Raw genomic sequence first — 26,944 nt, forward strand, 5'->3', positions numbered from 1 at the left:
TTGGGCGCCTGATTTTTCGGTCCGGCCGCGCGCCGGACCCGACCAAGAATTTCCGGTCATGTCTGGCCGGGAATTTCCGGGGCAACCCGGAACTCCTGTCCGAGATTGCAGGTGGTTATCCCTTAATCACTTTGCCTGCATGAGACGGGTAAGACCTGGATTTCACCCCGCAGCGATGCGCGGGAGAATTCGGTTCGAACCTACCTTGCCTTGTGCCCCGGCCGAAAGGCCGAGCGCGAGGGGACAGGATCCTCGAGCGTCGCTCGGGATCTTCGACAAGACGATCCCTGGCGGCAAAGGCAAACCCGATGGGGACTGCGGACGTCCGTAGCCCCGTCAACTGGAGATAGGCAGTGGAAAGAGCGGAAAAACGCGAATTCGTCACAGAGCTGAACGAAGTCTTCAAGGCTTCCGGTTCGGTTGTCGTGGCCCGCTATGCCGGTATCACCGTTGCGCAGATGAACGATCTTCGTACGAAGATGCGTGCTGCCGGCGGAACCGTCAAAGTCGCGAAGAACCGCCTGGCCAAGATCGCCCTTCAGGGTACGGAGTCGGAAGGGATGACAGATCTCTTCCAGGGTCAGACGCTCATTGCATACGCAAATGATCCGATGATCGCTCCGAAGGTTGCCATGGACTTCGCCAAGACCAACGACAAGCTCGTTGTTCTCGGTGGTGCCATGGGTGCGACCACGCTCGACGCCGAAGCAGTCAAGTCGCTTGCGACCCTGCCTTCGCTGGACGAGCTGCGCGCAAAGCTGCTGGGCCTGCTGAATGCCCCGGCTACCCGCGTCGCAACGGTCGTCGCAGCACCGGCAAGCCAGCTTGCCCGCGTGTTCGCAGCCTACGCCAAGAAGGACGAAGCCGCTTGAGGCGGTTTTTCGCTGTAAATCAAACAACCCGGTTCGAACCGAACAAAAGGAACTATCAAAATGGCTGATCTCGCAAAGATCGTTGAAGACCTCTCCTCGCTGACCGTCCTGGAAGCCGCGGAGCTTTCCAAGCTTCTCGAAGAGAAGTGGGGCGTTTCGGCTGCAGCTCCGGTAGCTGTTGCTGCTGCTGGCGGCGGCGCTGTTGCTGCTGCTGCTGAAGAAGAAAAGACCGAGTTCGACGTCATCCTCGCTGATGCCGGCGCGAACAAGATCAACGTCATCAAGGAAGTCCGCGCCATCACCGGCCTGGGCCTCAAGGAAGCCAAGGACCTCGTCGAAGGCGCTCCGAAGGCTGTCAAGGAAGGCGTTTCCAAGGCTGAAGCCGCTGACCTCAAGAAGAAGCTTGAGGATGCCGGCGCCAAGGTCGACGTCAAGTAATATCGGAATGTGCCGGGGGAGGGTTCTCCCTCTCCCGGTCATTTCTTCTGAACTGATTACCCAAGAGCCGTCGAAAACGGCTCTTGGGTAATGGGTTCTCAAGAGGATGGTCCCGAACCGAACCGCTTTCAGGCAATCCGGCCGGCGGGCTCGGGAGACGGGACGAGATTGAGACTACCCATGTTCGACGGGATCGACTGGCCAGCGAACCCCGTCCGTTGCAGGCCCGGATGCACTAGTTTGAAGGAGCGACGATGGCTCAGACCCTTTCGTTTAACGGTCGCAGGCGCGTACGCAAGTTTTTTGGTAAAATTCCCGAAGTCGCAGAGATGCCGAACCTCATCGAGGTTCAGAAGGCGTCCTACGACCAGTTTTTGATGGTCGACGAGCCCCAGGGCGGCCGCCCGGATGAGGGGCTGCAGGCCGTTTTCAAGTCGGTTTTCCCGATCACCGACTTCTCCGGCGCCTCCATGCTGGAATTTGTTTCCTATGAGTTCGAGCAGCCGAAGTTCGACGTCGAGGAGTGCCGCCAGCGCGACCTGACCTATGCGGCGCCGCTCAAGGTGACGCTGCGCCTGATCGTGTTCGATATCGACGAGGATACCGGCGCGAAGTCGATCAAGGACATCAAGGAACAGAACGTCTACATGGGCGACATGCCGCTCATGACCGACAACGGCACCTTCATCGTCAACGGCACCGAGCGCGTCATCGTCTCCCAGATGCACCGTTCGCCGGGCGTCTTCTTCGACCATGACAAGGGCAAGAGCCATTCTTCCGGCAAGCTGCTGTTCGCTGCCCGCGTCATCCCCTATCGCGGCTCCTGGCTCGACATCGAGTTCGACGCCAAGGACATCGTGCATGCCCGCATCGACCGCCGCCGCAAGATCCCGGTGACGTCGCTGCTGATGGCGCTCGGCATGGACGGCGAGGAAATCCTCGACACCTTCTACACTAAGTCGCTCTACCAGCGCGACGGCGAAGGCTGGCGCGTGCCGTTCCATCCCGACGCGCTGAAGGGCCAAAAGGCCGTCTCCGACATGATCGACGCCGACAGCGGCGAGGTCGTGGTCGAGGCCGGCAAGAAGCTGACCCCGCGCGTCCTCAAGCAGCTGACCGAAAAGGGCCTGAAGGCGCTCAAGGCGACCGACGACGACCTCTACGGCAACTACCTGGCGGAAGACGTCGTCAACGTGTCGACCGGCGAGATCTACCTCGAAGCCGGCGACGAGATCGACGAGAAGACCCTGCCGGTCATCCTGTCGGCTGGCTTCGACGAGATCCCGGTTCTCGACATCGACCACATCAATGTCGGCGCCTACATCCGCAACACGCTTTCCGCCGACAAGAACGAGAACCGTCAGGACGCGCTGTTCGACATCTACCGCGTCATGCGTCCGGGCGAGCCGCCGACGATGGAATCGGGCGAGGCGATGTTCCAGTCGCTGTTCTTCGACGCCGAGCGCTACGACCTCTCCGCCGTCGGCCGCGTCAAGATGAACATGCGTCTCGACCTCGACTGCCCGGACACCGTGCGCGTGCTGCGCAAGGAGGACATCCTGGCGGTCGTCAAGATGCTGGTCGAGTTGCGTGACGGCAAGGGCGAGATCGACGATATCGACAACCTCGGCAACCGCCGTGTCCGTTCGGTCGGCGAGCTGATGGAAAACCAGTATCGCCTCGGTCTGCTGCGCATGGAGCGCGCCATCAAGGAGCGCATGTCGTCGATCGAGATCGACACCGTCATGCCGCAGGACCTGATCAACGCCAAGCCGGCCGCTGCCGCCGTGCGTGAATTCTTCGGCTCCTCGCAGCTGTCGCAGTTCATGGACCAGGTGAACCCGCTTTCGGAAATCACTCACAAGCGCCGTCTTTCGGCTCTTGGCCCGGGTGGTCTGACCCGCGAGCGCGCAGGCTTCGAAGTCCGCGACGTTCACCCGACCCACTATGGCCGTATCTGCCCGATCGAGACGCCGGAAGGCCCGAACATCGGTCTGATCAACTCGCTCGCCACCTTCGCCCGCGTCAACAAGTACGGCTTCATCGAAAGCCCGTACCGCAAGATCGTGGACGGCAAGGTGACGACTGATGTCGTCTACCTGTCGGCAATGGAAGAGGCCAAGTACCACGTCGCCCAGGCGAACTCGGTGCTGAATGCCGAAGGCGAATTCGAGGAAGAATTCGTCGTTTGCCGTCACTCCGGCGAAGTCATGCTCGCCCCGCGCGACCAGATCGACCTGATGGACGTTTCGCCGAAGCAGCTCGTCTCGGTCGCGGCCGCACTCATCCCGTTCCTCGAGAACGACGATGCGAACCGCGCGCTGATGGGCTCGAACATGCAGCGTCAGGCCGTTCCGCTCCTGCGGGCGGAAGCGCCGTTCGTCGGCACCGGCATGGAGCCGGTGGTTGCGCGTGATAGCGGTGCTGCGATCGCGGCCCGCCGCGGCGGCGTCGTCGACCAGGTCGACGCGACCCGTATCGTTATCCGCGCCACCGAAGATCTCGATCCGGGCAAGTCCGGCGTCGACATCTACCGGCTGCAGAAGTTCCAGCGCTCGAACCAGAACACCTGCGTCAACCAGCGTCCGCTGGTCACCGTCGGCGACGTTCTGAACAAGGGCGACATCATCGCCGACGGTCCGTCCACGGACCTGGGCGATCTGGCGCTCGGCCGCAACGCGCTCGTCGCGTTCATGCCCTGGAACGGCTACAACTACGAGGACTCGATCCTGCTCTCTGAGCGGATCGTGCGCGACGACGTGTTCACCTCCATCCACATCGAGGAATTCGAAGTGATGGCGCGTGACACCAAGCTCGGTCCGGAAGAAATCACGCGCGACATTCCGAACGTCTCGGAAGAAGCGCTGAAGAACCTGGACGAAGCCGGCATCGTCTACATCGGTGCGGAAGTCCAGCCGGGCGACATCCTCGTCGGCAAGATCACGCCGAAGGGCGAAAGCCCGATGACGCCGGAAGAAAAGCTTCTGCGCGCCATCTTCGGCGAGAAGGCCTCCGATGTCCGCGACACCTCCATGCGCATGCCGCCGGGCACCTTCGGTACCGTCGTCGAAGTTCGCGTATTCAATCGCCACGGCGTTGAGAAGGACGAGCGCGCGATGGCGATCGAGCGCGAGGAGATCGAGCGCCTCGCCAAGGACCGCGACGACGAGCAGGCGATCCTGGACCGCAACGTCTACGGCCGCCTGATCGACATGCTGCGTGGCCATGTGGCCGTCGCCGGCCCGAAGGGCTTCAAGAAGGGCACCGAGCTCTCCAACGCCGTCATCTCGGAATATCCCCGCTCGCAGTGGTGGATGTTCGCCGTCGAGGACGAGAAGGCACAGGGCGAGATCGAGGCGCTTCGCGGCCAGTACGACGAATCCAAGTCGCGCCTTGAACAGCGCTTCATGGACAAGGTCGAGAAGGTCCAGCGCGGCGACGAGATGCCTCCGGGCGTCATGAAGATGGTCAAGGTCTTCGTCGCCGTGAAGCGCAAGATCCAGCCGGGCGACAAGATGGCCGGCCGTCACGGCAACAAGGGCGTCGTCTCGCGCATCGTTCCGGTCGAGGACATGCCGTTCCTCGAGGACGGCACGCATGTCGACATCGTGCTGAACCCGCTGGGCGTGCCTTCGCGCATGAACGTCGGTCAGATCCTGGAGACGCACCTCGGCTGGGCCTGCGCCGGCATGGGCAGGCAGATCGGCGAGATGCTGGACGCCTACAAGGCAGGCGCCGACATCCAGCCGCTGCGCGACACGATCGATAGCGTCATCGGTTCCGGCCCGAAGGGCGAGCCGATCAAGCAGTACGATGACGATTCCATCGTGCGGCTGGCCGAACAGACCCGCCGCGGCGTGTCGATCGCGACCCCCGTCTTCGACGGCGCCGTCGAGAAGGACGTCAACGAGATGCTCGAACAGGCCGGCCTCAAGGTCACCGGCCAGTCGACGCTCTTCGACGGCCGTACCGGCGACCAGTTCGACCGCCAGGTGACCGTCGGCTACATCTACATGCTGAAGCTGAACCACCTCGTGGACGACAAGATCCACGCCCGTTCGATCGGTCCGTACTCGCTCGTCACCCAGCAGCCGCTGGGCGGCAAGGCGCAGTTCGGCGGTCAGCGCTTCGGGGAAATGGAGGTCTGGGCGCTCGAAGCCTACGGCGCCGCCTACACCCTGCAGGAGATGCTGACGGTGAAGTCGGACGACGTGGCCGGCCGTACCAAGGTGTACGAGGCAATCGTCCGCGGCGACGACACCTTCGAGGCGGGCATTCCGGAGAGCTTCAACGTTCTCGTCAAGGAAATGCGTTCGCTGGGCCTGTCGGTCGAGCTGGAGAATTCGAAGGTCGACGCGACCGCCGAAGCACAGCTTCCCGACGCAGCCGAATAAGGTCTGAAAGGTGCGCGCCCGTCCGGCGCGCACCGCTGCCTCTCCGCTTTAGAATGGCGGGGAGGTGCTTCGTCGCCTCGTAGCGGGGCGGCATTCCGTTTCAAGCGGCCATTGCGGCGCCCGGGTATTACCGCCGCATTCGCCCGCTAAGCTGAGGGCTTAGGCCCACAAAGGAGACAGGCATGAACCAAGAGGTCATGAATCTTTTCAATCCGCAGGTGCCTGCACAGACCTTCGATTCCATCCGGATCTCGATTGCGTCGCCGGAGAAGATTCTTTCCTGGTCTTATGGCGAGATCAAGAAGCCGGAGACGATCAACTACCGTACGTTCAAGCCGGAACGCGACGGTCTCTTCTGCGCGCGCATCTTCGGGCCGATCAAGGACTACGAGTGCCTGTGCGGCAAGTACAAGCGCATGAAGTACAAGGGCATCATCTGCGAAAAGTGCGGCGTGGAAGTCACCCTGTCGCGCGTTCGCCGCGAGCGCATGGGCCATATCGAGCTCGCAGCCCCGGTTGCCCACATCTGGTTCCTGAAGTCGCTGCCTTCGCGCATCTCGACCCTGCTCGACATGACGCTGAAGGATGTCGAGCGCGTTCTCTATTTCGAGAACTACATCGTCACCGAGCCGGGCCTGACGGCGCTGAAGGAAAACCAGCTCCTCTCCGAAGAGGAGTACATGATCGCGGTCGATGAATATGGTGAAGACCAGTTCACCGCCATGATCGGCGCCGAGGCCATCTACGAGATGCTCGCCTCGATGAACCTCGAGAAGATCGCTGGCGACCTGCGTTCCGAGCTTGCCGACACCACGTCGGATCTCAAGCAGAAGAAGCTGATGAAGCGCCTGAAGATCGTCGAGAACTTCATGGAGTCAGGCAACCGTCCGGAGTGGATGATCATGAAGGTCGTCCCGGTCATCCCGCCGGACCTGCGCCCGCTGGTTCCGCTTGATGGCGGCCGTTTCGCGACGTCCGACCTGAACGATCTGTACCGCCGCGTCATCAACCGTAACAACCGTCTGAAGCGCCTGATCGAACTGCGCGCTCCGGGCATCATCATCCGCAACGAAAAGCGCATGCTGCAGGAATCTGTAGACGCGCTGTTCGACAACGGCCGTCGTGGCCGCGTCATCACCGGCGCCAACAAGCGTCCGCTGAAGTCGCTGTCCGACATGCTCAAGGGCAAGCAGGGCCGCTTCCGCCAGAACCTGCTCGGCAAGCGCGTCGACTATTCCGGCCGTTCGGTCATCGTGACCGGTCCGGAACTGAAGCTGCACCAGTGCGGCCTGCCGAAGAAGATGGCGCTCGAGCTGTTCAAGCCGTTCATCTACGCCCGTCTTGACGCCAAGGGCTTCTCGTCCACCGTCAAGCAGGCCAAGAAGCTGGTCGAAAAGGAAAAGCCGGAAGTCTGGGATATCCTCGACGAGGTCATCCGCGAGCATCCGGTTCTCCTGAACCGCGCACCGACGCTGCACCGCCTGGGCATCCAGGCCTTCGAACCGATCCTGGTCGAAGGCAAGGCGATCCAGCTGCACCCGCTCGTCTGCACGGCCTTCAACGCCGACTTCGACGGTGACCAGATGGCCGTTCACGTGCCGTTGTCGCTGGAAGCCCAGCTCGAAGCCCGCGTGCTGATGATGTCGACCAACAACATCCTGCACCCGGCCAACGGCGCGCCGATCATCGTTCCCTCGCAGGACATGGTTCTCGGCCTCTATTACCTGTCGATCATGAACCAGAACGAGCCGGGCGAAGGCATGGCCTTCTCCGATCTCGGCGAACTGCAGCACGCGCTTGAGACCAAGGCGGTGACCCTGCACGCCAAGATCAAGGGTCGCTTCAAGACCGTCGACGCCGACGGCAAGCCGGTTTCCAAGATCTACGAGACGACCCCCGGTCGCCTCCTGATCGGCGAACTGCTGCCGAAGAACGTCAACGTTCCCTTCGAGACCTGCAACCAGGAAATGACCAAGAAGAACATCTCCAAGATGATCGACACGGTCTACCGTCACTGCGGCCAGAAGGACACGGTGATCTTCTGCGACCGGATCATGCAGCTCGGCTTTGCGCACGCCTGCCGCGCCGGCATCTCGTTCGGCAAGGACGACATGGTGATCCCGGACACCAAGGCGAAGATCGTCGGCGATACCGAAGCGCTGGTGAAGGAATACGAGCAGCAGTACAACGACGGCCTGATTACCCAGGGTGAGAAGTACAACAAGGTCGTTGACGCCTGGGGCAAGGCCACCGAGAAGGTCGCCGAAGAGATGATGGCCCGCATCAAGGCCGTCGAGTTCGACGAGGCGACCGGTCGCCAGAAGCCGATGAACTCGATCTACATGATGTCGCACTCGGGTGCCCGCGGTTCTCCGAACCAGATGCGCCAGCTGGGCGGCATGCGCGGCCTGATGGCCAAGCCCTCGGGCGAGATCATCGAGACGCCGATCATCTCGAACTTCAAGGAAGGCCTGACCGTGAACGAGTACTTCAACTCGACCCACGGCGCCCGCAAGGGTCTGGCAGACACCGCCCTGAAGACCGCGAACTCGGGCTACCTGACCCGTCGTCTCGTCGACGTCGCGCAGGACTGCATCGTCAATCTCGTCGATTGCGGGACCTCGAACGGTCTCACGATGACGGCGATCGTCGATGCCGGCCAGGTCGTGGCATCGCTCGGCGCGCGCATCCTTGGCCGTACGGCGCTCGACAACGTCGATCACCCGGTCACGGGCGAGCGGCTGGTCGATGCCGGCAAGATGATCCTCGAGCCGGATGTGATCGAGATCGAGAAGGCCGGTATCCAGTCGATCCGCATTCGTTCGGCACTGACCTGCGAAGTCCAGACGGGCGTCTGCTCGGTCTGCTACGGCCGCGACCTGGCGCGTGGTACGCCGGTCAACATGGGCGAGGCTGTCGGCGTCATCGCGGCGCAGTCGATCGGCGAGCCGGGCACCCAGCTCACCATGCGTACGTTCCACCTCGGTGGCACGGCGAACGTGGTCGACCAGTCGTTCCTGGAAGCGTCCTACGAAGGCACGATCCAGATCAAGAACCGCAACATGCTGCGCAACTCCGATGGCAACCTGATTGCCATGGGCCGCAACATGGCGGTGCAGATCCTGGACGAACGTGGCGTCGAGCGCTCCTCGCAGCGCGTTGCCTACGGTTCGAAGATCTTCGTCGACGACGGCGACAAGGTGAAGCGCGGCCAGCGTCTGGCCGAGTGGGACCCCTACACCCGTCCGATGATGACGGAAATCGACGGCGTCGTCGAATTCGAGGACATCGTCAACGGCATCTCCGTGAAGGAAGAGACCGACGAAGTCACCGGCATCACCAAGCGCCAGATCGTCGACTGGCGTTCGACCCCGCGCGGCTCCGACCTGAAGCCGGCGATCGTCATCAAGGACAAGAACGGCGCCGTCGCCAAGCTGTCCCGCGGTGGCGAAGCCCGCTTCATGCTCTCGGTCGACGCGATCCTCTCCGTCGAGCCGGGTCAGAAGGTCTCCCAGGGTGACGTTCTTGCCCGCTCGCCGCTGGAAAGCGCCAAGACCAAGGACATCACCGGCGGTCTGCCGCGCGTTGCCGAACTGTTCGAGGCTCGTCGTCCGAAGGACCACGCCATCATCGCGGAGATCGATGGTACGGTCCGCTTCGGTCGCGACTACAAGAACAAGCGCCGCATCACGATCGAGCCGGCGGAAGATGGTGTCGAGCCGGTCGAGTACCTGATCCCGAAGGGCAAGCCCTTCCATCTTCAGGACGGCGACTACATCGAGAAGGGCGACTACATCCTCGACGGCAACCCGGCGCCGCACGACATCCTGGCGATCAAGGGCGTGGAGGCTCTGGCTTCCTACCTCGTCAACGAGATCCAGGAGGTCTACCGGTTGCAGGGCGTGGTGATCAACGACAAGCACATCGAGGTGATCGTTCGCCAGATGCTGCAGAAGGTCGAGATCACCGATGCGGGTGACTCGACCTACATCGTCGGCGACAATGTCGACCGGATCGAACTGGAAGACGTCAACGACCGCCTGATCGAGGAAGGCAAGAAGCCGGCCTTTGGCGAGCCGGTCCTGCTCGGCATCACCAAGGCGTCGCTGCAGACGCCGTCCTTCATCTCCGCCGCCTCCTTCCAGGAGACGACGAAGGTGCTGACGGAAGCTGCGATCGCCGGCAAGACCGACGGCCTGCAGGGCCTGAAGGAGAACGTCATCGTGGGCCGCCTCATCCCGGCAGGTACCGGCGGAACGATGACGCAGATCCGCCGCATTGCGACGGCCCGCGACGAGATGATCCTCGACGAGCGCCGCAAGTCGACGGGCGCCGGCGTTGCCACGCCGATGCTTGCGGACCTCGCCGAAGGCGAGACCGTGCCGGCCGGCGAATAAGCCTGCTGCCGCCGGGGCGATCTGTCGCACCGGCCTACCTGACCAATGCGAAACGCCCGGAGCAATCCGGGCGTTTCTTGCGTTTTGCCAGAGCGTGCGTTGACCCTGCTCAACGGCACGGAACCTTTTAACGGTTCTAATTCCTCCGTAGCCCGAGGCAGCCTGCAGCAGAGCGGGCCAGGCCTTGGAATTTGAAGCTGCGAGCGGCCCGGCTCCCACGGGTGCGCGGCAGCGAAAGGAGGCAATTGATGAAAAAGCTGTTGTTGAGTTGTTCCGTTGCGCTGTGCGTCCTGTCGGCCAATGCGGCCGTCGCGTCAGACCCTGCACCCGCCGATCTGCGCCAGACGGCGCTGGAAATCTTCCGCCCGCTCCCCTCGACCGTCCCGGCGGTGAGGGACAACCGCATCACGCCGGAGAAGATCGCGCTCGGCAAGGCGCTGTTCTTCGATCCGCGCATGTCGGCGTCGGGCGTGTTCTCCTGCAATTCCTGCCACAATCTCGGCACCGGTGGTGACGACAACCTCGAGACCTCGATCGGCCATGGCTGGCAGAAGGGGCCGCGCAATGCGCCGACGGTGCTGAACTCGGTGTTCAACGTCGCCCAGTTCTGGGACGGCCGCGCCGAGGACCTGAAGGCGCAGGCCAAGGGACCGGTGCAGGCCGGCGTCGAGATGGCGAACACGCCGTTGCAGGTGGTCGCGACGCTGAATTCGATGCCGCAATATGTCGCGTGGTTCAAGGCCGCGTTCCCCGGCGAGAGCGACCCCGTCACCTTCGACAACTTCGCCAAGGCGATCGAGGCCTTCGAGGCGACGCTGATCACGCCCGCCCCCTTCGACGCCTATCTGAACGGTGACGACGAGGCGATGAGCGTCGAGGCGAAGCAGGGGCTGCAGCTCTTCATCGACAAGGGATGTGCCTCCTGCCACGGCGGGATCAATGTCGGCGGGGAGGGGTACTATCCCTTCGGCCTCGTCGAACGTCCCGGCGCCGACGTCCTGCCGGAAGGCGACAGGGGGCGCTTCGCCGTGACCAACACGGTGGATGACACCTATGTCTTCCGCGCAGCGCCCCTGCGCAACGTCGAGCACACTGCGCCCTATTTCCATTCCGGCAAGGTGTGGGATCTGAAGGAGGCGGTGACGCTGATGGGGGAAACGCAGCTCGGCGAGGAACTGGCGAGCGAGGATGCCGACCTGATCGTCGCCTTCCTGCATGCGCTAACGGGAACCGTGCCGGACGTCGTCTATCCGATCCTGCCGGCGGAGACGCGGTCGACCCCGAAGCCGACCGCCGAAATCCGCGACTGAGGCGGCCTGCCGCCGCCGAAATGGAACCGCCCGAACCGTCGGGCGGCTCTTATGGGCCGAGAGCTGCCGGTCCCGGTCAGGCGAAGCGGATGATCGCGACCTCGCCTTCGAGCGCGCCCTGGTAGGCGGAGGCGTGCGGCTCGTCGATCGGCGCATCGGTCAGCGTGCCGATCTGGTCGAGATCGGCCTCCAGGAAGCCTTCTTCCGCCAGCGCGTTCAGCGCCTCGCGCACGGCGCTGTCGTCGTCGGGCGCCCGCAGCATGACGTGGATGTCGATGCCTTCGTCGTCGCCGTCGCGCTCATAGGCCTTGCCGATGATGATGAAGACCATGGCGTCTTCATTGTTGTTGTCGTTGTCGGGAGAGATGGACATGGCGCTTCCTTCAGGTTCGCGATCTGGCAACGTCCTTACGCCGATCGGGCCGAAATGGAAAGCGCGGGCGAGGGGAGGCGAGGCGGCTGCGGGCGAGGCGCGCGGCTGCAACGACGGCATTGATTCTTCCTTTGCGATTCCTTAAGAATCGTCGGGCCGAAGCATTTCGGAGTGCCGGCCGTTCCGGCTCCGGTTTAGATTGCACGCCAGCGCGCGAACGCCTCGAAATTCAGGGCGTTCATGAAGGGCGAAGCAAGAATATTTCGCCAGTCCCCTTGACGTGCAGGGCGTAAGCCAGTAGAGCCACGCCCATCGGAGCCTATGTGAGGCTGGCTGGTTCAGTACGACTCGTTCTGAAGTTCGCCTCAAACAAGGCTTCAACGCACGTTGAAGACATGAATGCTGCACGCATGACGCGGCCTGGCTGCGTCCTCTGCCTTAGAGGGCCATTCGCAAAAGGCGGATCGGTCCTGTTTTGCGCATGAAAAGAAGCGTGTGGCAGCCGCCGGCAACGGCAAAATCCGCCCGCAAGGGTAACGAGACAAGATCAAGGGATGGTTGAATGCCTACCGTAAACCAGCTGATCCGTAAGCCGCGTCAGGCACAGGTAAAGCGCAATAAGGTTCCCGCTCTCCAGGAGAACCCGCAGAAGCGCGGCGTATGCACCCGCGTGTACACGACCACGCCGAAGAAGCCGAACTCGGCTCTGCGTAAGGTCGCCAAGATCCGCCTGACCAACGGCTTCGAAGTCATTGGTTACATCCCGGGCGAAGGTCACAACCTTCAGGAGCACTCCGTGGTCATGATCCGCGGCGGCCGCGTGAAGGACCTTCCGGGTGTGCGCTACCACATCATCCGCGGTGTTCTCGATACCCAGGGTGTCAAGAACCGCAAGCAGCGCCGCTCCAAGTACGGCGCGAAGCGTCCAAAGTAACCAGTCACCGGCGCCATTTCGCTGGAACCCAATTTAGTTGAGAGACGAAACGTATGTCCCGACGTCATAAAGCAGAGAAGCGCGAGATCAACCCGGACCCGAAGTTCGGCGATCTCGTGGTCACGAAGTTCATGAACGCCATCATGCTCGACGGCAAGAAGTCCGTCGCCGAAACCATCGTTTACGGCGCATTTGACAGCGTTCAGGGCAAGTCCAAGCAGGACCCGCTCGGCGTGTTCCATTCGGCCCTCGACAACGTTGCGCCGCACGTTGAAGTTCGTTCGCGCCGCGTCGGTGGTGCAACCTACCAGGTCCCGGTCGACGTTCGCCCGGAGCGCCGTCAGGCTCTCGCTATCCGTTGGCTCATCGCAGCGGCACGCAAGCGGAACGAAACCACCATGGTCGAGCGCCTCTCGGGCGAACTCATGGATGCCGCAAACAACCGTGGCAGTGCCGTCAAGAAGCGCGAAGACACGCACAAGATGGCTGACGCCAACCGTGCGTTCTCGCACTACCGCTGGTAATCTCGAAAAGGCAGTCCATTATGGCACGCGAATACAAGATCGAAGACTACCGTAACTTCGGTATCATGGCGCACATCGACGCCGGCAAGACGACGACGACCGAGCGTATCCTCTACTACACCGGCAAGTCCCACAAGATCGGCGAAGTCCACGACGGCGCCGCCACGATGGACTGGATGGAGCAGGAGCAGGAACGCGGCATCACCATCACGTCCGCTGCCACCACGACCTTCTGGAAGGGCCGTGACGGCAAGATGCGCCGCTTCAACATCATCGACACCCCCGGCCACGTCGACTTCACCATCGAAGTCGAGCGTTCGCTGCGCGTTCTCGACGGCGCCATCGCGCTGCTCGATGCCAATGCCGGCGTCGAGCCGCAGACGGAAACCGTCTGGCGCCAGGCCGAGAAGTACAACGTTCCGCGGATGATCTTCTGCAACAAGATGGACAAGACCGGTGCGGATTTCTACCGCTCGGTGTCCATGATCAAGTCGCGCCTCGGTGCGACCGCAGTCGTCATGCAGCTGCCGATCGGCGCTGAAAGCGAGTTCAAGGGCGTCATCGACCTGGTCGAGATGAATGCGCTCGTCTGGCGCGACGAATCGCTCGGCGCCCAGTGGGACGTCGTCGAGATCCCGGAAGACATGAAGGCCCAGGCCGAGGAATATCGCGAGAAGCTGATCGAGACCGTCGTCGAGATCGACGAAGCCGCGATGGAAGCCTACCTCGAAGGTAACTACCCGGACAACGACAAGATCCGCGAACTCGTTCGCCGCGGCACGATCGACGTGAAGTTCCACCCGATGTTCTGCGGTACCGCGTTCAAGAACAAGGGCGTACAGCCGCTGCTCGACGCCGTCGTCGACTACCTGCCGTCGCCGGTCGACATTCCGGCCATCAAGGGCATCGACGTCAAGACGGACGCCGAGATCGAGCGTCATGCGTCCGACGAAGAGCCGCTTTCGATGCTGGCCTTCAAGATCATGAACGACCCCTTCGTCGGTTCGCTCACCTTCGCCCGCATCTATTCCGGCAAGCTCGAGAAGGGCACGTCGGTCATGAACACGGTCAAGGAAAAGCGCGAGCGCGTCGGCCGCATGCTGCAGATGCACTCCAACTCGCGTGAAGACATCGAAGAAGCCTTCGCAGGCGACATCGTTGCGCTGGCGGGCCTGAAGGAAACGACCACGGGCGACACGCTCTGCGATCCGCTGAAGCCGGTCATCCTCGAGCGCATGGAATTCCCCGAGCCGGTCATCCAGATCGCGATCGAGCCGAAGTCCAAGGGCGACCAGGAAAAGATGGGCCTCGCGCTCAACCGCCTGGCAGCCGAGGATCCGTCCTTCCGCGTCAAGACCGATGAGGAATCCGGCCAGACCATCATCGCCGGCATGGGCGAGCTTCACCTCGACATCCTCGTCGACCGCATGCGTCGCGAGTTCAAGGTCGAAGCCAACGTCGGTGCTCCGCAGGTGGCCTACCGCGAGACGATCACGAGGCTCTGCGAAGAAGACTACACGCACAAGAAGCAGACCGGTGGTACCGGCCAGTTCGCGCGCGTCAAGATCATCTTCGAACCGAACCCGGAAGGCGAAGACTTCAAGTTCGAGTCCAAGATCGTCGGCGGCGCCGTTCCGAAGGAATACATCCCCGGTGTCCAGAAGGGCATCGAGAGCGTTCTGTCCTCCGGTCCGCTCGCTGGCTTCCCGATGCTCGGCGTCAAGGCGACGCTCATCGACGGTGCGTTCCACGACGTCGACTCGTCGGTCCTGGCGTTCGAAATCGCATCGCGTGCCTGCTTCCGTGAAGCGGCCAAGAAGGCTGGTGCCCAGCTTCTCGAGCCGATGATGAAGGTCGAGGTCGTGACGCCGGAAGACTATGTCGGCGACGTGATCGGTGACCTGAACTCCCGCCGTGGCCAGATCCAGGGCCAGGAATCGCGCGGCGTGGCCGTCGTGATCGCGGCGAACGTGCCGCTGGCGAACATGTTCAAGTACGTCGACAACCTGCGCTCCATGTCGCAGGGCCGCGCGCAGTACACGATGACGTTCGATCACTACGCACCGGTTCCGTCGAACGTGGCGCAGGAAATCCAGGCAAAGTATTCCGGTCAGAAGTGACCGGAATACGCCACCCGAAACGAATTGAACCATTCCCCGTCTAGGGGACAGAAAATGGAGAGCCGGAAATGGCAAAAGGTAAGTTTGAGCGCAACAAGCCTCACGTAAACATCGGCACGATCGGCCACGTTGACCATGGCAAGACGTCGCTGACGGCGGCGATCACGAAGTACTTCGGCGAGTTCAAGGCGTACGACCAGATCGACGCTGCTCCGGAAGAAAAGGCGCGCGGCATCACCATCTCGACGGCGCACGTCGAATACGAGACGCCGAACCGTCACTACGCACACGTCGACTGCCCCGGCCACGCCGACTACGTCAAGAACATGATCACCGGTGCTGCCCAGATGGACGGCGCGATCCTCGTCTGCTCGGCCGCCGACGGTCCGATGCCGCAGACCCGCGAGCACATCCTGCTGGCCCGCCAGGTCGGCGTTCCCGCGATCGTGGTGTTCCTGAACAAGGTCGACCAGGTTGACGACGCCGAACTGCTCGAGCTCGTCGAGCTGGAAGTTCGCGAGCTGCTGTCGTCCTACGACTTCCCGGGCGACGACATTCCGATCGTCAAGGGCTCGGCTCTGGCCGCTCTGGAAGATTCGGACAAGAAGATCGGCGAAGACGCGATCCGCGAACTGATGGCCGCCGTCGACGCCTACATCCCGACGCCTGAGCGTCCGATCGACCAGCCGTTCCTGATGCCGATCGAAGACGTGTTCTCGATCTCGGGCCGCGGTACGGTCGTGACCGGTCGCGTCGAGCGCGGCATCGTCAAGGTCGGCGAGGAAATCGAGATCGTCGGCATCCGTCCGACGACGAAGACGACCTGCACCGGCGTCGAGATGTTCCGCAAGCTGCTCGACCAGGGCCAGGCCGGCGACAACATCGGCGCGCTGCTGCGCGGCGTCGACCGCAACGGCGTCGAGCGTGGCCAGATCCTGTGCAAGCCGGGTTCGGTCAAGCCGCACAAGAAGTTCAAGGCCGAAGCCTACATCCTGACGAAGGAAGAAGGCGGCCGTCATACGCCGTTCTTCACCAACTACCGTCCGCAGTTCTACTTCCGCACCACCGACGTGACGGGCATCGTCACGCTTCCGGAAGGCACGGAAATGGTGATGCCGGGCGACAACGTCACGGTTGACGTCGAGCTGATCGTTCCGATCGCGATGGAAGAAAAGCTGCGCTTCGCGATCCGCGAAGGCGGCCGCACCGTCGGCGCCGGCATCGTCGCTTCCATCGTCGAGTAATCTCGACGCAGTGTCCGTCGAGCAGTCGGCGGGCAACGGCGGAATTCCCGGGCCGCAGTGCTATGCGGCCCGGGCATAGCCGCCACGATAGATTTAGTCGGCCGCACCGCTTGCCGACGAGAGCAAAATAGTGCAAATGGCGCGCACGCGTGATTTGCACCTGCTTCGTCATGGTGCGATCGCCAAAGGACAAGGCCGGCCACGGCCGCTCAAATAGGAAGGGGCAGGGGAAACCTTGTCCCTCCGATCTTTGAAAAACTAGCGGACTGGCCGGACATTTATCGAAGTTCAATGCGTGTTCCCCAAGGGGTTCCCGCGATAAACAAGAACAAGGACAAGTCGTATGAACGGCCAGAACATCCGCATTCGCCTCAAGGCGTTTGATCACCGGATCCTCGATGCCTCCACGCGTGAAATCGTGTCGACGGCCAAGCGTACCGGTGCCAGTGTCCGCGGTCCCGTGCCGCTCCCGACACGTATTGAGAAATTCACGGTCAACCGGTCGCCTCACATCGACAAGAAGAGCCGCGAACAGTTCGAGATGCGCACCCACAAGCGCCTTCTCGACATCGTCGACCCGACCCCTCAGACGGTCGACGCCCTGATGAAGCTCGACCTCGCCGCCGGCGTCGACGTTGAGATCAAGCTCTGATCAGGCTTTGAGCAAGTCCGGCGCAAGCCGAATAACAAGGAAGGTACGTGGCGGTAACGCCAACGGCTTCTAGGAACGGGAAACCCGAAGGTCGGACGGCCTCCGTGGAATCCTTAAACAAAAGGCGTGTAGGGGCCTCGCCCCCACAGGACTTTTAAGAGGAATGAACCATGCGTTCAGGTGTGATTGCACAGAAGGTGGGAATGACTCGCGTCTACAATGACGCAGGAGAGCATGTCCCTGTAACAGTTTTGCGATTGGACGGCTGCCAGGTCGTTGCCCATCGCACGGAAGACAAGAACGGCTACACCGCAGTCCAGCTCGGTGCCGGCCGCTCCAAGGTCAAGAACACGTCGAAGGCGCTCCGCGGCCAGTTTTCCGCAGCCAGCGTCGAGCCGAAGGCCAAGCTCGTCGAGTTTCGCGTTTCCGCCGACAACCTCATCGAGGTCGGTGCGGAGCTCTCCGCCAGCCACTTCATCGCCGGCCAGCTGGTCGACGTGACCGGCACGACGATCGGTAAGGGCTTCGCCGGCGCGATCAAGCGCCACAACTTCGGCGGTCTGCGCGCCACGCACGGCGTCTCCGTCTCGCACCGTTCGCATGGTTCGACCGGCTCCAACCAGGATCCGGGCCGCGTCTGGAAGGGCAAGCGCATGGCTGGTCACATGGGCCAGACGCGCGTCACCACCCAGAACCTCGAAGTCGTCTCGACCGACGAGGACCGTGGTCTCATCCTGGTCAAGGGTGCCGTCCCGGGTTCCAAGGGTGCCTGGATCGTCGTCCGCGACGCCATCAAGTCCGGCATCCCGGCCGACGCTCCGCGTCCGGCCGCTGTCCGCGCCGCAGCTAAGTAAGGGAGCCTGGTTATGGATCTCAAAGTCACGACCCTCGACGGGAAGGACGCCGGCAAGGTTTCCCTCTCCGACGCGATCTTCGGCCTCGAGCCGCGCGAGGACATCATCGCCCGCGTCGTTCGCTGGCAGCTCGCCAAGAAGCAGCAGGGCACGCACAAGACCAAGGGCCGCGCGGAAGTTTCCCGCACCGGCGCCAAGATGTACAAGCAGAAGGGTACGGGCCGCGCTCGTCACCATTCCGCACGCGCTCCGCAGTTCCGCGGCGGCGGCAAGGCCCACGGCCCGGTCGTCCGCAGCCACGAGCACGACCTTCCCAAGAAGGTCCGCGCGCTCGGCCTGCGTCACGCCCTTTCGGCAAAGCTGAAGGCTGAGAACGTCATCATCGTCGATGACCTCGTCGCCAAGGAAGCCAAGACCAAGGCACTGGCCGGCTCGTTCGCCAGCCTCGGCCTGACCAACGCCCTCATCATCGGCGGCGCAGAGCTCGACAGCAACTTCAAGCTCGCAGCCCAGAACATCCCGAACGTGGACGTTCTGCCGATCCAGGGCATCAACGTGTACGACATCCTGCGCCGCGGCAAGCTCGTGCTTTCCAAGGCTGCAGTCGAAGCCCTCGAGGAGCGGTTCAAATGACGGATCTTCGCCACTACGATGTGATCGTATCTCCTTCGATCACCGAAAAGTCGACGCTGGTCTCCGAACAGAACCAGGTCGTATTCAACGTCGCCAAGACCGCTTCCAAGCCTGAGATCAAGGCTGCCGTCGAAGCGCTCTTCGGTGTCAAGGTCACGGCTGTGAACACGCTCGTCCGCAAGGGCAAGGTAAAGCGTTTCCGCGGCTTCTCCGGCCGGCAGGGAGATGTCAAGAAGGCGATCGTCACGCTTGCTGACGGTCAGTCCATCGACGTCTCCACCGGGCTCTGATCGAGCAGTCGGCTAAAGAGGACAAAAGAAAATGGCATTGAAAAGTTTCAATCCGACCACTCCGAGCCAGCGTCAGCTCGTCATTGTCGACCGTTCGGGCCTGTACAAGGGCAAGCCGGTCAAGGCTCTGACCGAAGGTCTCTCCAAGAGCGGTGGCCGTAACAACCACGGTCGCATCACCGCCCGCTTCATCGGCGGCGGTCACAAGCGCACCTACCGCCTGATCGACTTCAAGCGTCGCAAGTTCGACGTCGAAGGCACGGTCGAGCGTCTGGAGTACGACCCGAACCGCACGGCGTTCATCGCTCTGGTATCCTATGCTGATGGCGAGCAGGCCTATATCCTGGCTCCGCAGCGTCTTGCTGCCGGTGACAAGGTCATCGCTTCCGACAAGGCCGTCGACGTAAAGCCCGGCAACACCATGCCGCTGCAGTACATCCCGGTCGGTTCGATCGTTCACAACGTCGAGATGAAGCCAGGCAAGGGCGGTCAGATCGCCCGTTCGGCTGGTACCTTTGTCCAGCTCGTCGGCCGTGACCAGGGCATGGCTATCCTTCGCCTGAACTCCGGCGAACAGCGCCTCGTACCGGGCTCGTGCCTTGCTTCGATCGGCGCGGTTTCGAACCCGGATCACGGCAACATCAACGACGGCAAGGCCGGTCGTACGCGTTGGCGCGGCAAGACCCCGCATAACCGCGGTGTCGTCATGAACCCGGTCGACCACCCGCACGGTGGTGGTGAAGGCCGCACGTCCGGTGGTCGTCACCCGGTATCCCCGTGGGGCAAGCCGACCAAGGGCAAGCGCACCCGTTCGAACAAGTCGACCGACAAGTTCATCATGCGCTCGCGCCACCTGAAGAAGAAGTAAGAGAGGTTAGTCAGAAATGGCTCGTTCAGTATGGAAAGGCCCGTTTGTTGACGGCTATCTTCTCAAGAAGGCTGAGAAGGTGCGCGAGGGCGGCCGCAATGAAGTGATCAAGATCTGGAGCCGTCGCTCCACGATCCTGCCGCAGTTCGTCGGTCTCACCTTCGGTGTCTACAACGGCAGCAAGCACGTCCCGGTCAGCGTCAACGAAGACATGGTCGGCCACAAGTTCGGTGAATTCTCTCCGACCCGGACCTATTACGGTCACGGTGCGGACAAGAAGGCGAAGAGGAAGTAACGATGGGCAAGGCAAAAGCCGAACGTCGGCTGAAGGATAACGAGGCGCAAGCAGTTGCGCGCACGATCCGCGTCAGCCCCCAGAAGCTCAACCTGGTTGCCGCGATGATCCGCGGCAAGAAGGTCGACCGCGCTCTGGCCGAACTCGAGTTCTCTCGCAAGCGCATCGCCGGCACCGTCAAGAAGACGCTGGAATCGGCGATCGCGAACGCTGAAAACAACCACGATCTCGACGTCGACTCGCTCGTCGTCGCTGAGGCTTTCGTCGGAAAGTCGATCGTCATGAAGCGCTTCCACGCCCGCGGTCGCGGCCGTGCATCGCGCGTCGAGAAGCCCTTCTCGCACCTGACGATCGTCGTCCGTGAAGTCGAAGCCAAAGGGGAGGCCGCATAATGGGTCAGAAAATCAATCCGATCGGCTTCCGCCTCGGCATCAACCGTACCTGGGATAGCCGCTGGTTCGCCGACAACGCCGAATACGGCCAGCTCCTTCACGAAGACCTGAAGATCCGCAAGTATCTGATGGACGAACTGAAGCAGGCCGGTATCTCGAAGGTCGTCATCGAGCGTCCGCACAAGAAGTGCCGCGTCACGATCCACTCGGCTCGCCCGGGTCTGATCATTGGCAAGAAGGGTGCGGACATCGAGAAGCTCCGCAAGAAGCTTTCCGAGATGACCAATTCGGAAACGCACCTCAACATCGTCGAAGTGCGCAAGCCCGAAACCGACGCGACGCTGGTTGCCCAGTCGATCGCCCAGCAGCTCGAGCGCCGCGTGGCTTTCCGCCGTGCGATGAAGCGCGCTGTTCAGTCGGCCATGCGTCTTGGCGCCGAAGGCATCAAGATCACCTGCGCCGGCCGTCTGGGTGGCGCGGAAATCGCACGTACCGAATGGTACCGCGAAGGCCGCGTTCCGCTGCACACGCTGCGTGCGGACATCGACTATGGTACGGCAGAAGCGGAAACCGCTTTCGGCATCTGCGGCATCAAGGTCTGGATCTTCAAGGGCGAAATCCTTGAGCACGATCCGATGGCCTCCGAGCGCCGCGCGACCGAAGGCGATGCCCAGGGCGCAAGCCAGGGCGAACGCCGCCGCCGTGAAAACGCTTAATTCGCTTTAGGCGAGCAGATCGGAGAATAGAAAAATGTTGCAGCCAAAGCGTACTAAGTACCGCAAGCAGTTCAAGGGCCGCATCAAGGGCGTCGCCAAGGGCGGCTCGGACCTCGCCTTCGGCGAGTTCGGCTTGAAGGCTCAGGAACCCAACCGCGTCAACGCACGCGAGATCGAGGCGGCCCGCCGCGCGATCACCCGTTACATGAAGCGTGCCGGCCGTGTCTGGATCCGCGTGTTCCCGGACGTTCCGGTCACCGCGAAGCCGACCGAAGTCCGCATGGGTAAGGGCAAGGGTTCGGTCGAATACTGGGCATGCAAGGTCAAGCCCGGCCGTATGATGTTCGAGATCGACGGCGTCAGCGAAGAGATCGCTCGCGAAGCTCTTCGCCTGGGTTCGGCCAAGCTCTCGGTCAAGACGCGCTTCGTACAGCGCATTGCAGAGTAAGGATTGAGCCATGAAAGCCGCAGACGTTCGCGCACTGAGCGCCGACCAGCTTAATGACGAGCTCGCAAAGCTGAAGAAGGAGCAGTTCAACCTGCGCTTCCAGAAGGCGACCGGCCAGCTCGAGAAGTCCTCGCGCATCAACGAGGTCCGCAAGGACATCGCCCGCGTGAAAACCATTGCCCGCCAGAAGGCGGCAGAAGCCAAGGCCTAAGGAAGAATAATATGCCGAAACGCATTCTGCAGGGCGTCGTCGTTTCCGACAAGAACGAGAAGACCGTTGTTGTCCGGGTAGAGCGCCGGTTCGCGCATCCGCTGCTTCAGAAGACGGTCCGCCGTTCGAAGAAGTACAAGGCGCATGACGAGAGCAACCAGTACAAGGTTGGTGATGTGGTTTCCATCGAGGAATGCGCACCGATCTCGAAGGACAAGCGCTGGACGGTCGTTTCCGCCCAGGCTTAATTCATCACTTTTCGCGCAAGGGGTTGCCCTTTGCGCGAAAACCTGTATGAAGCAGCGCAAGGACGCTCGGAATCGGGCGTTCTTTTGCTTTGAGCGCAGGGAAGGTCCCGGGAATCGCTGGCGATTTCCTCGAGGAAACCACCTTGGCAAGACCCATCCCGCGCGAAAAACATAGATTCTCATAAGCTGGAACAGGGGGCATCCGTGCCCAACCGGTCCGGTTACAACAAGAAGGCGACCTGACATGATTCAGATGCAGACTAACCTCGACGTCGCGGATAATTCCGGCGCACGTCGTGTCATGTGCATCAAGGTGCTGGGCGGCTCCAAGCGCAAGTACGCTTCGGTCGGCGACATCATCGTCGTCTCGATCAAGGAAGCGATCCCGCGCGGCCGCGTCAAGAAGGGCGACGTGATGAAGGCGGTGGTCGTTCGCACCGCCAAGGACATCCGCCGCGCCGACGGTAGCGTCATTCGTTTTGACAACAACGCCGCCGTCCTGATCGACAACAAGAAAGAGCCCATCGGCACCCGTATCTTCGGACCGGTTCCGCGCGAGCTGCGCGCCAAGAACCACATGAAGATCATCTCGCTGGCTCCGGAAGTACTCTAAGGAGCGATGGCAATGCAGAAGATTCGCAAGGGCGACAAGGTCGTCGTACTCACCGGTAAGGACAAGGGCCGCACCGGCGAGGTCGTTCAGGTCATGCCGAAGGAAGATCGCGCGATCGTGCGTGGCGTCAACGTGGTCAAGCGCCACCAGCGCCAGACCCAGTCGCAGGAAGCCGGCATCATCAGCAAGGAAGCCCCGATCCACCTGTCCAACATCGCGATCGCCGACCCCAAGGACGGCAAGCCGACCCGCGTCGGTTTCAAGATCGACGGCGACAAGAAGGTCCGTGTGGCTAAGCGTTCGGGAGTTTCGATCGATGGCTGAAGCTAAGTACGAGCCGCGGCTCAAGAAGGAATATGTCGAGCGGATCCGCAAGGCGCTGCAGGAACAGTTCTCGTTCGCCAACGAGATGCAGATCCCGCGCCTGGAGAAGATCGTCATCAACATGGGCGTCGGTGAATCGACGGGCGACTCCAAGAAGCCCACGGTTGCCGCAGCCGACCTGGCTGCGATCGCCGGTCAGAAGCCGGTCATCACCCGTGCCCGCAACTCCATCGCGGGCTTCAAGCTCCGCGAAGGCATGCCGATCGGCGCAAAGGTCACCCTTCGCGGCGCCCGCATGTACGAATTTCTGGATCGCCTCGTGAACATCGCGCTCCCCCGCGTGCGCGACTTCCGTGGTCTGAACCCGAAGTCCTTCGATGGCCGTGGCAACTTCGCCATGGGTATCAAGGAGCACATTGTGTTCCCTGAAATCAACTACGACAAGGTTGATCAGATGTGGGGCATGGACATCATCGTTTGCACGACGGCTACCAACGACGACGAAGCCCGGGCTCTTCTGAAAGAGTTCAACTTCCCGTTCCGCCAGTAATCCGTAACGACAAGCGTAAAGAAGGATAACTGTTATGGCGAAAACGAGCGCAGTCGAAAAGAACAAGCGCCGCCGCAAACTGGTTGCCAACCAGGCTGCAAAGCGTGCAGCTCTGAAGGCGATCATCCAGAACCAGGCTCTTCCGATCGAAGATCGGTTCAAGGCTACCCTGAAGCTTGCCTCCCTGCCGCGCAACGGCTCCAAGACCCGCATCCGCAACCGCTGCGAAGTGACGGGCCGCCCGCGTGCATTCTATCGCAAACTCAAGATGTCGCGTATCGCACTGCGCGAACTGGGCAACCTCGGCAAGGTGCCGGGCGTCGTCAAGTCGAGCTGGTAAGGAGACGGGTACATGGCAATGACTGATCCGCTGGGCGATATGCTCACCCGTATCCGCAACGGCGCCGCACGCCGCAAGTCGAGCGTTTCCACGCCGGCTTCGAAGCTGCGCGCCCGCGTTCTCGATGTCCTGCAGGCCGAAGGCTACATCCGCGGCTATTCCGAAGTCGAATTCGACAACGGCAAGGCTGAACTGAGCATCGAACTCAAGTACTACGAAGGCGCGTCCGTGATCCGCAAGATCGACCGCGTCTCCAAGCCGGGCCGCCGGGTTTATGTCTCGGTCAAGTCCATTCCGCAGGTCGCGAACGGTCTCGGCATCACCATCCTTTCGACCCCGAAGGGCGTGATGGCCGATCACCAGGCACGCGAACAGAACGTTGGTGGCGAGGTTCTTTGCTCCGTCTTCTAAGACGTGCAAGGAATCTCCATAGCGAACAGACAGGTAGAAAAAATGTCTCGTATCGGTAAAAGGCCCGTTCCGGTTCCCGCTGGTGTAACTGCGACCGTCGATGGTCAGAAGGTCACCGCAAAGGGCCCCAAGGGCGAGCTGTTCTTCGTCGCCAATGACGAAGTGACGGTGAAGTTGGAAGACAACTCGGTTGTTGTGCAGCCGGTCAACGATTCCAAGGATGCACGGTCGAAGTGGGGCATGTCCCGCACGATGATCGAAGGCATCTTCAAGGGCGTCAAGGACGGTTACGAGCGCAAGCTCGAGATCAACGGCGTCGGCTACCGCGCGTCCCTGCAGGGCAAGAACCTGCAGCTGGCACTCGGCTTCAGCCACGACGTTGTCTATGAAGCCCCGGAAGGCATCACGATCGCTGTTCCGAAGCCGACCGAAATCATCGTGTCCGGCATCAGCAAGCAGCAGGTCGGCCAGGTTGCCGCGGAGATCCGCGAATACCGTGGCCCCGAGCCCTACAAGGGCAAGGGCGTCAAGTATGCCGAAGAGCGGATTGTCCGCAAAGAAGGCAAGAAGAAGTAAGGAACACGCGAAATGGCTAGCAGGAAAGAACAACTTGCACGTCGCGCCAACCGCGTGCGCCGTCAAATCAAGGCGGTCGCCAACGGCCGTCCGCGCCTGTCGGTTCATCGCTCGTCGAAGAACATCTACGTACAGGTCATCGATGACGTGGCCGGCAAGACGCTTGCGTCCGCCTCCACGCTCGACACCGATCTGCGCTCGTCTCTGAAGACGGGCGCCGACACGGCAGCAGCCGCTGCCGTCGGCAAGCTCATCGCCGAGCGCGCCACCAAGGCCGGCGTCAAGGAAGTGGTCTTCGACCGCGGCGCCTTCATCTATCACGGTCGCATCAAGGCTCTCGCCGAAGCTGCCCGTGAAGGTGGCTTGAGCTTCTGATCGATCCTGGCGGGCCTCGTGCCCGCCATGTGACGATCAGTGGGTACCGGTCGCCTGCCCGAACGAGGGGAGGCGACTTTGTCAATCTGCCGATTGCACCCGGAAAAGAAAAAGGAAAAGGACAATGGCACAGGAAAGACGCGGTCGTGAAGACCGCCAGAACCGCGAAGAGCGCGACAGCGAGTTTGTCGACAAGCTCGTCGCGATCAATCGCGTCGCGAAGGTCGTCAAGGGCGGCCGTCGTTTCGGTTTCGCAGCGCTCGTCGTCGTCGGCGACCAGAAGGGCCGTGTCGGTTTCGGCCACGGCAAGGCTCGTGAAGTTCCGGAAGCGATCCGCAAGGCGACCGAAGCTGCCAAGCGCGAACTGATTTTCGTACCGCTGCGTTCGGGCCGCACGCTGCACCACGACGTGCACGGCCGCCATGGCGCCGGCAAGGTGCTGCTGCGTTCGGCCAAGGCCGGTACCGGTATCATCGCCGGTGGTCCGATGCGCGCCGTCTTCGAGACGCTCGGCATGCAGGACGTCGTCGCCAAGTCGACCGGTTCGTCGAACCCCTACAACATGATCCGTGCGACCTTCGACGCGCTCAAGAGCCAGATGCACCCGAAGGACATCGCGGCACAGCGCGGCATCAAGTACGCAACGCTGCAGGCCCGCCGTGCTTCCGCCGGCGTTGCTTCCGAAGAATAAGGGAGCTTGACCCATGGCTAAGAAAGAAGCTGCAAAGACGGTCACCGTCGAACAGATCGGCTCGCCGATCCGCCGCCCGGCCATTCAGCGCCAGACGCTGATCGGCCTCGGTCTCAACAAGATGCACCGGGTTCGCACGCTGGAAGACACGCCGTCCGTGCGTGGCATGATCCGTGCCGTCCAGCACCTCGTTCGCGTCGTCGACGAGAAGTGAGGGAGATAAGCTCATGAAACTGAACGAAATCAAGGACAACGAAGGCGCAACCCAGAGCCGCAAGCGCGTCGGTCGCGGTATCGGTTCGGGCTCCGGCAAGACCGGCGGCCGCGGCGTCAAGGGTCAGAAGGCCCGTTCGGGCGTCGCCATCAACGGCTTCGAAGGCGGCCAGATGCCGATCTATCGTCGCCTGCCGAAGCGCGGCTTCAACAACATCTTCGCATCCGAGTTCGTCACGGTATCGCTGGCGCGCCTCCAGACTGCGATCGATGCCAAGAAGCTCGACCCGAAGGCGACTGTCGATGCCGATGCCCTGAAGGCTGCCGGCGTTATCCGTCGCGCCAAGGACGGCGTCCGCATCCTCTCCGACGGCGAACTGAAGGCAAAGCTGACGATCGAAGTCGCCGGCGCCTCCAAGGCCGCGATCGAGAAGATCGAGAAGGCTGGCGGCAGCATCAAGCTGCTCTCGGCTGCCGCTGAATAATCGGCCGATTATTTGAACGCCCGGGGTGCTTCACTCCGGGCGTTCGCGTTCCCATATGAGGGCCTCGCGCCGCAGCTTGCAGCCAGGAGCCAGGGGACAAGACGTCGCTGCAGCGACGACGGTTGAGCTGCCCAATTCCTGATATCGAGGGCG

General features: G+C 62.0%; 31 protein-coding genes. 30 read left to right on the top strand and 1 reads right to left on the bottom strand.

All coding sequences use genetic code 11. The features are described 5' to 3' along the window. The first annotated feature begins 353 nt into the window (after window positions 1-353). The 5 genes from rplJ (at window position 354) to LQK81_RS05060 (ending at window position 11,411) form a co-directional block, all read left to right on the top strand. Window positions 354-872, top strand: a complete 519-nt coding sequence (gene rplJ, locus LQK81_RS05040) for a 50S ribosomal protein L10 (protein WP_230803983.1) — start codon at window positions 354-356, stop codon at window positions 870-872. 60 nt (window positions 873-932) lie between these two features. Then, window positions 933-1,310: a 50S ribosomal protein L7/L12 gene (rplL, locus tag LQK81_RS05045; RefSeq protein WP_230803986.1), complete on the top strand. Its 378-nt coding sequence runs from the start codon at window positions 933-935 to the stop codon at window positions 1,308-1,310. A gap of 254 nt (window positions 1,311-1,564) precedes the next feature. Next, window positions 1,565-5,704: a DNA-directed RNA polymerase subunit beta gene (gene rpoB / locus LQK81_RS05050; protein ID WP_230803988.1), complete on the top strand. Its 4,140-nt coding sequence runs from the start codon at window positions 1,565-1,567 to the stop codon at window positions 5,702-5,704. A 182-nt stretch (window positions 5,705-5,886) separates the two neighbouring features. Further along, window positions 5,887-10,101 carry a DNA-directed RNA polymerase subunit beta' gene (gene rpoC, locus LQK81_RS05055; RefSeq protein WP_230803989.1) on the top strand — a complete coding sequence of 1,405 codons (4,215 nt, stop codon included), beginning with the start codon at window positions 5,887-5,889 and terminating at the stop codon, window positions 10,099-10,101. Between the two features lie 248 nt (window positions 10,102-10,349). Continuing rightward, complete coding sequence (locus LQK81_RS05060; protein WP_230803990.1) at window positions 10,350-11,411, top strand: cytochrome-c peroxidase; 1,062 nt, start codon at window positions 10,350-10,352, stop codon at window positions 11,409-11,411. A gap of 76 nt (window positions 11,412-11,487) precedes the next feature. Here the strand turns inward: LQK81_RS05060 and LQK81_RS05065 are convergent, their stop codons facing one another. Next, window positions 11,488-11,784, bottom strand: coding sequence for a transcriptional regulator (locus LQK81_RS05065; protein WP_230803991.1), 297 nt, complete (start codon window positions 11,782-11,784; stop codon window positions 11,488-11,490). A 562-nt stretch (window positions 11,785-12,346) separates the two neighbouring features. Between LQK81_RS05065 and rpsL the strand changes: the two genes are divergently transcribed. The 25 genes from rpsL (at window position 12,347) to rplO (ending at window position 26,791) form a co-directional block, all read left to right on the top strand. After that, window positions 12,347-12,718: a 30S ribosomal protein S12 gene (gene rpsL / locus LQK81_RS05070; RefSeq protein WP_003507760.1), complete on the top strand. Its 372-nt coding sequence runs from the start codon at window positions 12,347-12,349 to the stop codon at window positions 12,716-12,718. 53 nt (window positions 12,719-12,771) lie between these two features. Further along, the gene (gene rpsG / locus LQK81_RS05075; RefSeq protein ID WP_230803992.1) at window positions 12,772-13,242 is read left to right on the top strand and encodes a 30S ribosomal protein S7; all 471 of its coding nucleotides are present in this window, start codon (window positions 12,772-12,774) and stop codon (window positions 13,240-13,242) included. A 20-nt stretch (window positions 13,243-13,262) separates the two neighbouring features. Continuing rightward, window positions 13,263-15,362 carry an elongation factor G gene (gene fusA, locus LQK81_RS05080; RefSeq protein ID WP_230803994.1) on the top strand — a complete coding sequence of 700 codons (2,100 nt, stop codon included), beginning with the start codon at window positions 13,263-13,265 and terminating at the stop codon, window positions 15,360-15,362. 68 nt (window positions 15,363-15,430) lie between these two features. Further along, the gene (gene tuf, locus LQK81_RS05085; protein WP_230803975.1) at window positions 15,431-16,606 is read left to right on the top strand and encodes an elongation factor Tu; all 1,176 of its coding nucleotides are present in this window, start codon (window positions 15,431-15,433) and stop codon (window positions 16,604-16,606) included. A gap of 343 nt (window positions 16,607-16,949) precedes the next feature. Beyond that, window positions 16,950-17,258 (top strand): 30S ribosomal protein S10, encoded by a 309-nt coding sequence (gene rpsJ / locus LQK81_RS05090; RefSeq protein WP_003547547.1) that lies wholly within the window; start codon window positions 16,950-16,952, stop codon window positions 17,256-17,258. A gap of 170 nt (window positions 17,259-17,428) precedes the next feature. Then, on the top strand, window positions 17,429-18,112 hold the full coding sequence (gene rplC / locus LQK81_RS05095) for a 50S ribosomal protein L3 (RefSeq protein WP_230803995.1): 684 nt from the start codon (window positions 17,429-17,431) through the stop codon (window positions 18,110-18,112). A 12-nt stretch (window positions 18,113-18,124) separates the two neighbouring features. After that, the gene (gene rplD / locus LQK81_RS05100; protein ID WP_230803997.1) at window positions 18,125-18,745 is read left to right on the top strand and encodes a 50S ribosomal protein L4; all 621 of its coding nucleotides are present in this window, start codon (window positions 18,125-18,127) and stop codon (window positions 18,743-18,745) included. Next, window positions 18,742-19,035, top strand: coding sequence for a 50S ribosomal protein L23 (locus LQK81_RS05105; RefSeq protein ID WP_112599133.1), 294 nt, complete (start codon window positions 18,742-18,744; stop codon window positions 19,033-19,035). Before rplD ends, LQK81_RS05105 begins: the two co-directional genes overlap by 4 nt. A gap of 31 nt (window positions 19,036-19,066) precedes the next feature. Next, window positions 19,067-19,903, top strand: a complete 837-nt coding sequence (rplB, locus tag LQK81_RS05110; RefSeq protein WP_230803998.1) for a 50S ribosomal protein L2 — start codon at window positions 19,067-19,069, stop codon at window positions 19,901-19,903. Window positions 19,904-19,919: 16 nt separating this feature from the next. Next, window positions 19,920-20,198, top strand: coding sequence for a 30S ribosomal protein S19 (rpsS, locus tag LQK81_RS05115; protein WP_075627127.1), 279 nt, complete (start codon window positions 19,920-19,922; stop codon window positions 20,196-20,198). Between the two features lie 2 nt (window positions 20,199-20,200). Continuing rightward, window positions 20,201-20,590 carry a 50S ribosomal protein L22 gene (gene rplV, locus LQK81_RS05120; protein WP_112599130.1) on the top strand — a complete coding sequence of 130 codons (390 nt, stop codon included), beginning with the start codon at window positions 20,201-20,203 and terminating at the stop codon, window positions 20,588-20,590. Continuing rightward, window positions 20,590-21,306, top strand: a complete 717-nt coding sequence (gene rpsC, locus LQK81_RS05125; RefSeq protein WP_230804000.1) for a 30S ribosomal protein S3 — start codon at window positions 20,590-20,592, stop codon at window positions 21,304-21,306. The genes rplV and rpsC overlap by 1 nt, the downstream gene beginning before the upstream one ends. A 34-nt stretch (window positions 21,307-21,340) precedes the next feature. Beyond that, complete coding sequence (rplP, locus tag LQK81_RS05130; RefSeq protein WP_003573792.1) at window positions 21,341-21,754, top strand: 50S ribosomal protein L16; 414 nt, start codon at window positions 21,341-21,343, stop codon at window positions 21,752-21,754. Window positions 21,755-21,764: 10 nt separating this feature from the next. After that, window positions 21,765-21,965: a 50S ribosomal protein L29 gene (gene rpmC, locus LQK81_RS05135; RefSeq protein WP_112599126.1), complete on the top strand. Its 201-nt coding sequence runs from the start codon at window positions 21,765-21,767 to the stop codon at window positions 21,963-21,965. A gap of 11 nt (window positions 21,966-21,976) precedes the next feature. Further along, entirely contained in the window at window positions 21,977-22,213 is a 237-nt protein-coding gene (rpsQ, locus tag LQK81_RS05140) for a 30S ribosomal protein S17 (protein ID WP_230804003.1), read from the top strand. 244 nt (window positions 22,214-22,457) lie between these two features. After that, window positions 22,458-22,826 carry a 50S ribosomal protein L14 gene (rplN, locus tag LQK81_RS05145; RefSeq protein ID WP_003495199.1) on the top strand — a complete coding sequence of 123 codons (369 nt, stop codon included), beginning with the start codon at window positions 22,458-22,460 and terminating at the stop codon, window positions 22,824-22,826. Window positions 22,827-22,838: 12 nt separating this feature from the next. Then, window positions 22,839-23,150 (top strand): 50S ribosomal protein L24, encoded by a 312-nt coding sequence (rplX, locus tag LQK81_RS05150; RefSeq protein WP_230804006.1) that lies wholly within the window; start codon window positions 22,839-22,841, stop codon window positions 23,148-23,150. Continuing rightward, a complete protein-coding gene (rplE, locus tag LQK81_RS05155; RefSeq protein WP_230804009.1) occupies window positions 23,143-23,700 on the top strand; it encodes a 50S ribosomal protein L5 in 558 nt (185 codons plus the stop codon). The genes rplX and rplE overlap by 8 nt, the downstream gene beginning before the upstream one ends. A 34-nt stretch (window positions 23,701-23,734) precedes the next feature. Next, window positions 23,735-24,040, top strand: a complete 306-nt coding sequence (gene rpsN / locus LQK81_RS05160; RefSeq protein WP_230804012.1) for a 30S ribosomal protein S14 — start codon at window positions 23,735-23,737, stop codon at window positions 24,038-24,040. 12 nt (window positions 24,041-24,052) lie between these two features. Next, complete coding sequence (rpsH, locus tag LQK81_RS05165) at window positions 24,053-24,451, top strand: 30S ribosomal protein S8 (RefSeq protein WP_230804014.1); 399 nt, start codon at window positions 24,053-24,055, stop codon at window positions 24,449-24,451. Window positions 24,452-24,493: 42 nt separating this feature from the next. Beyond that, window positions 24,494-25,027, top strand: coding sequence for a 50S ribosomal protein L6 (gene rplF / locus LQK81_RS05170; protein ID WP_230804016.1), 534 nt, complete (start codon window positions 24,494-24,496; stop codon window positions 25,025-25,027). 12 nt (window positions 25,028-25,039) lie between these two features. Continuing rightward, entirely contained in the window at window positions 25,040-25,402 is a 363-nt protein-coding gene (gene rplR, locus LQK81_RS05175) for a 50S ribosomal protein L18 (protein ID WP_230804017.1), read from the top strand. A gap of 124 nt (window positions 25,403-25,526) precedes the next feature. Beyond that, window positions 25,527-26,093 (top strand): 30S ribosomal protein S5, encoded by a 567-nt coding sequence (rpsE, locus tag LQK81_RS05180; RefSeq protein ID WP_230804019.1) that lies wholly within the window; start codon window positions 25,527-25,529, stop codon window positions 26,091-26,093. Between the two features lie 13 nt (window positions 26,094-26,106). Further along, window positions 26,107-26,307, top strand: coding sequence for a 50S ribosomal protein L30 (rpmD, locus tag LQK81_RS05185; protein WP_230804021.1), 201 nt, complete (start codon window positions 26,107-26,109; stop codon window positions 26,305-26,307). Window positions 26,308-26,320: 13 nt separating this feature from the next. Continuing rightward, entirely contained in the window at window positions 26,321-26,791 is a 471-nt protein-coding gene (gene rplO, locus LQK81_RS05190) for a 50S ribosomal protein L15 (RefSeq protein WP_230804024.1), read from the top strand. The last annotated feature ends 153 nt before the right edge of the window (window positions 26,792-26,944 follow it).

The organism is Rhizobium sp. GN54, from assembly GCF_021026345.1.
Lineage (GTDB): Bacteria > Pseudomonadota > Alphaproteobacteria > Rhizobiales > Rhizobiaceae > Mycoplana.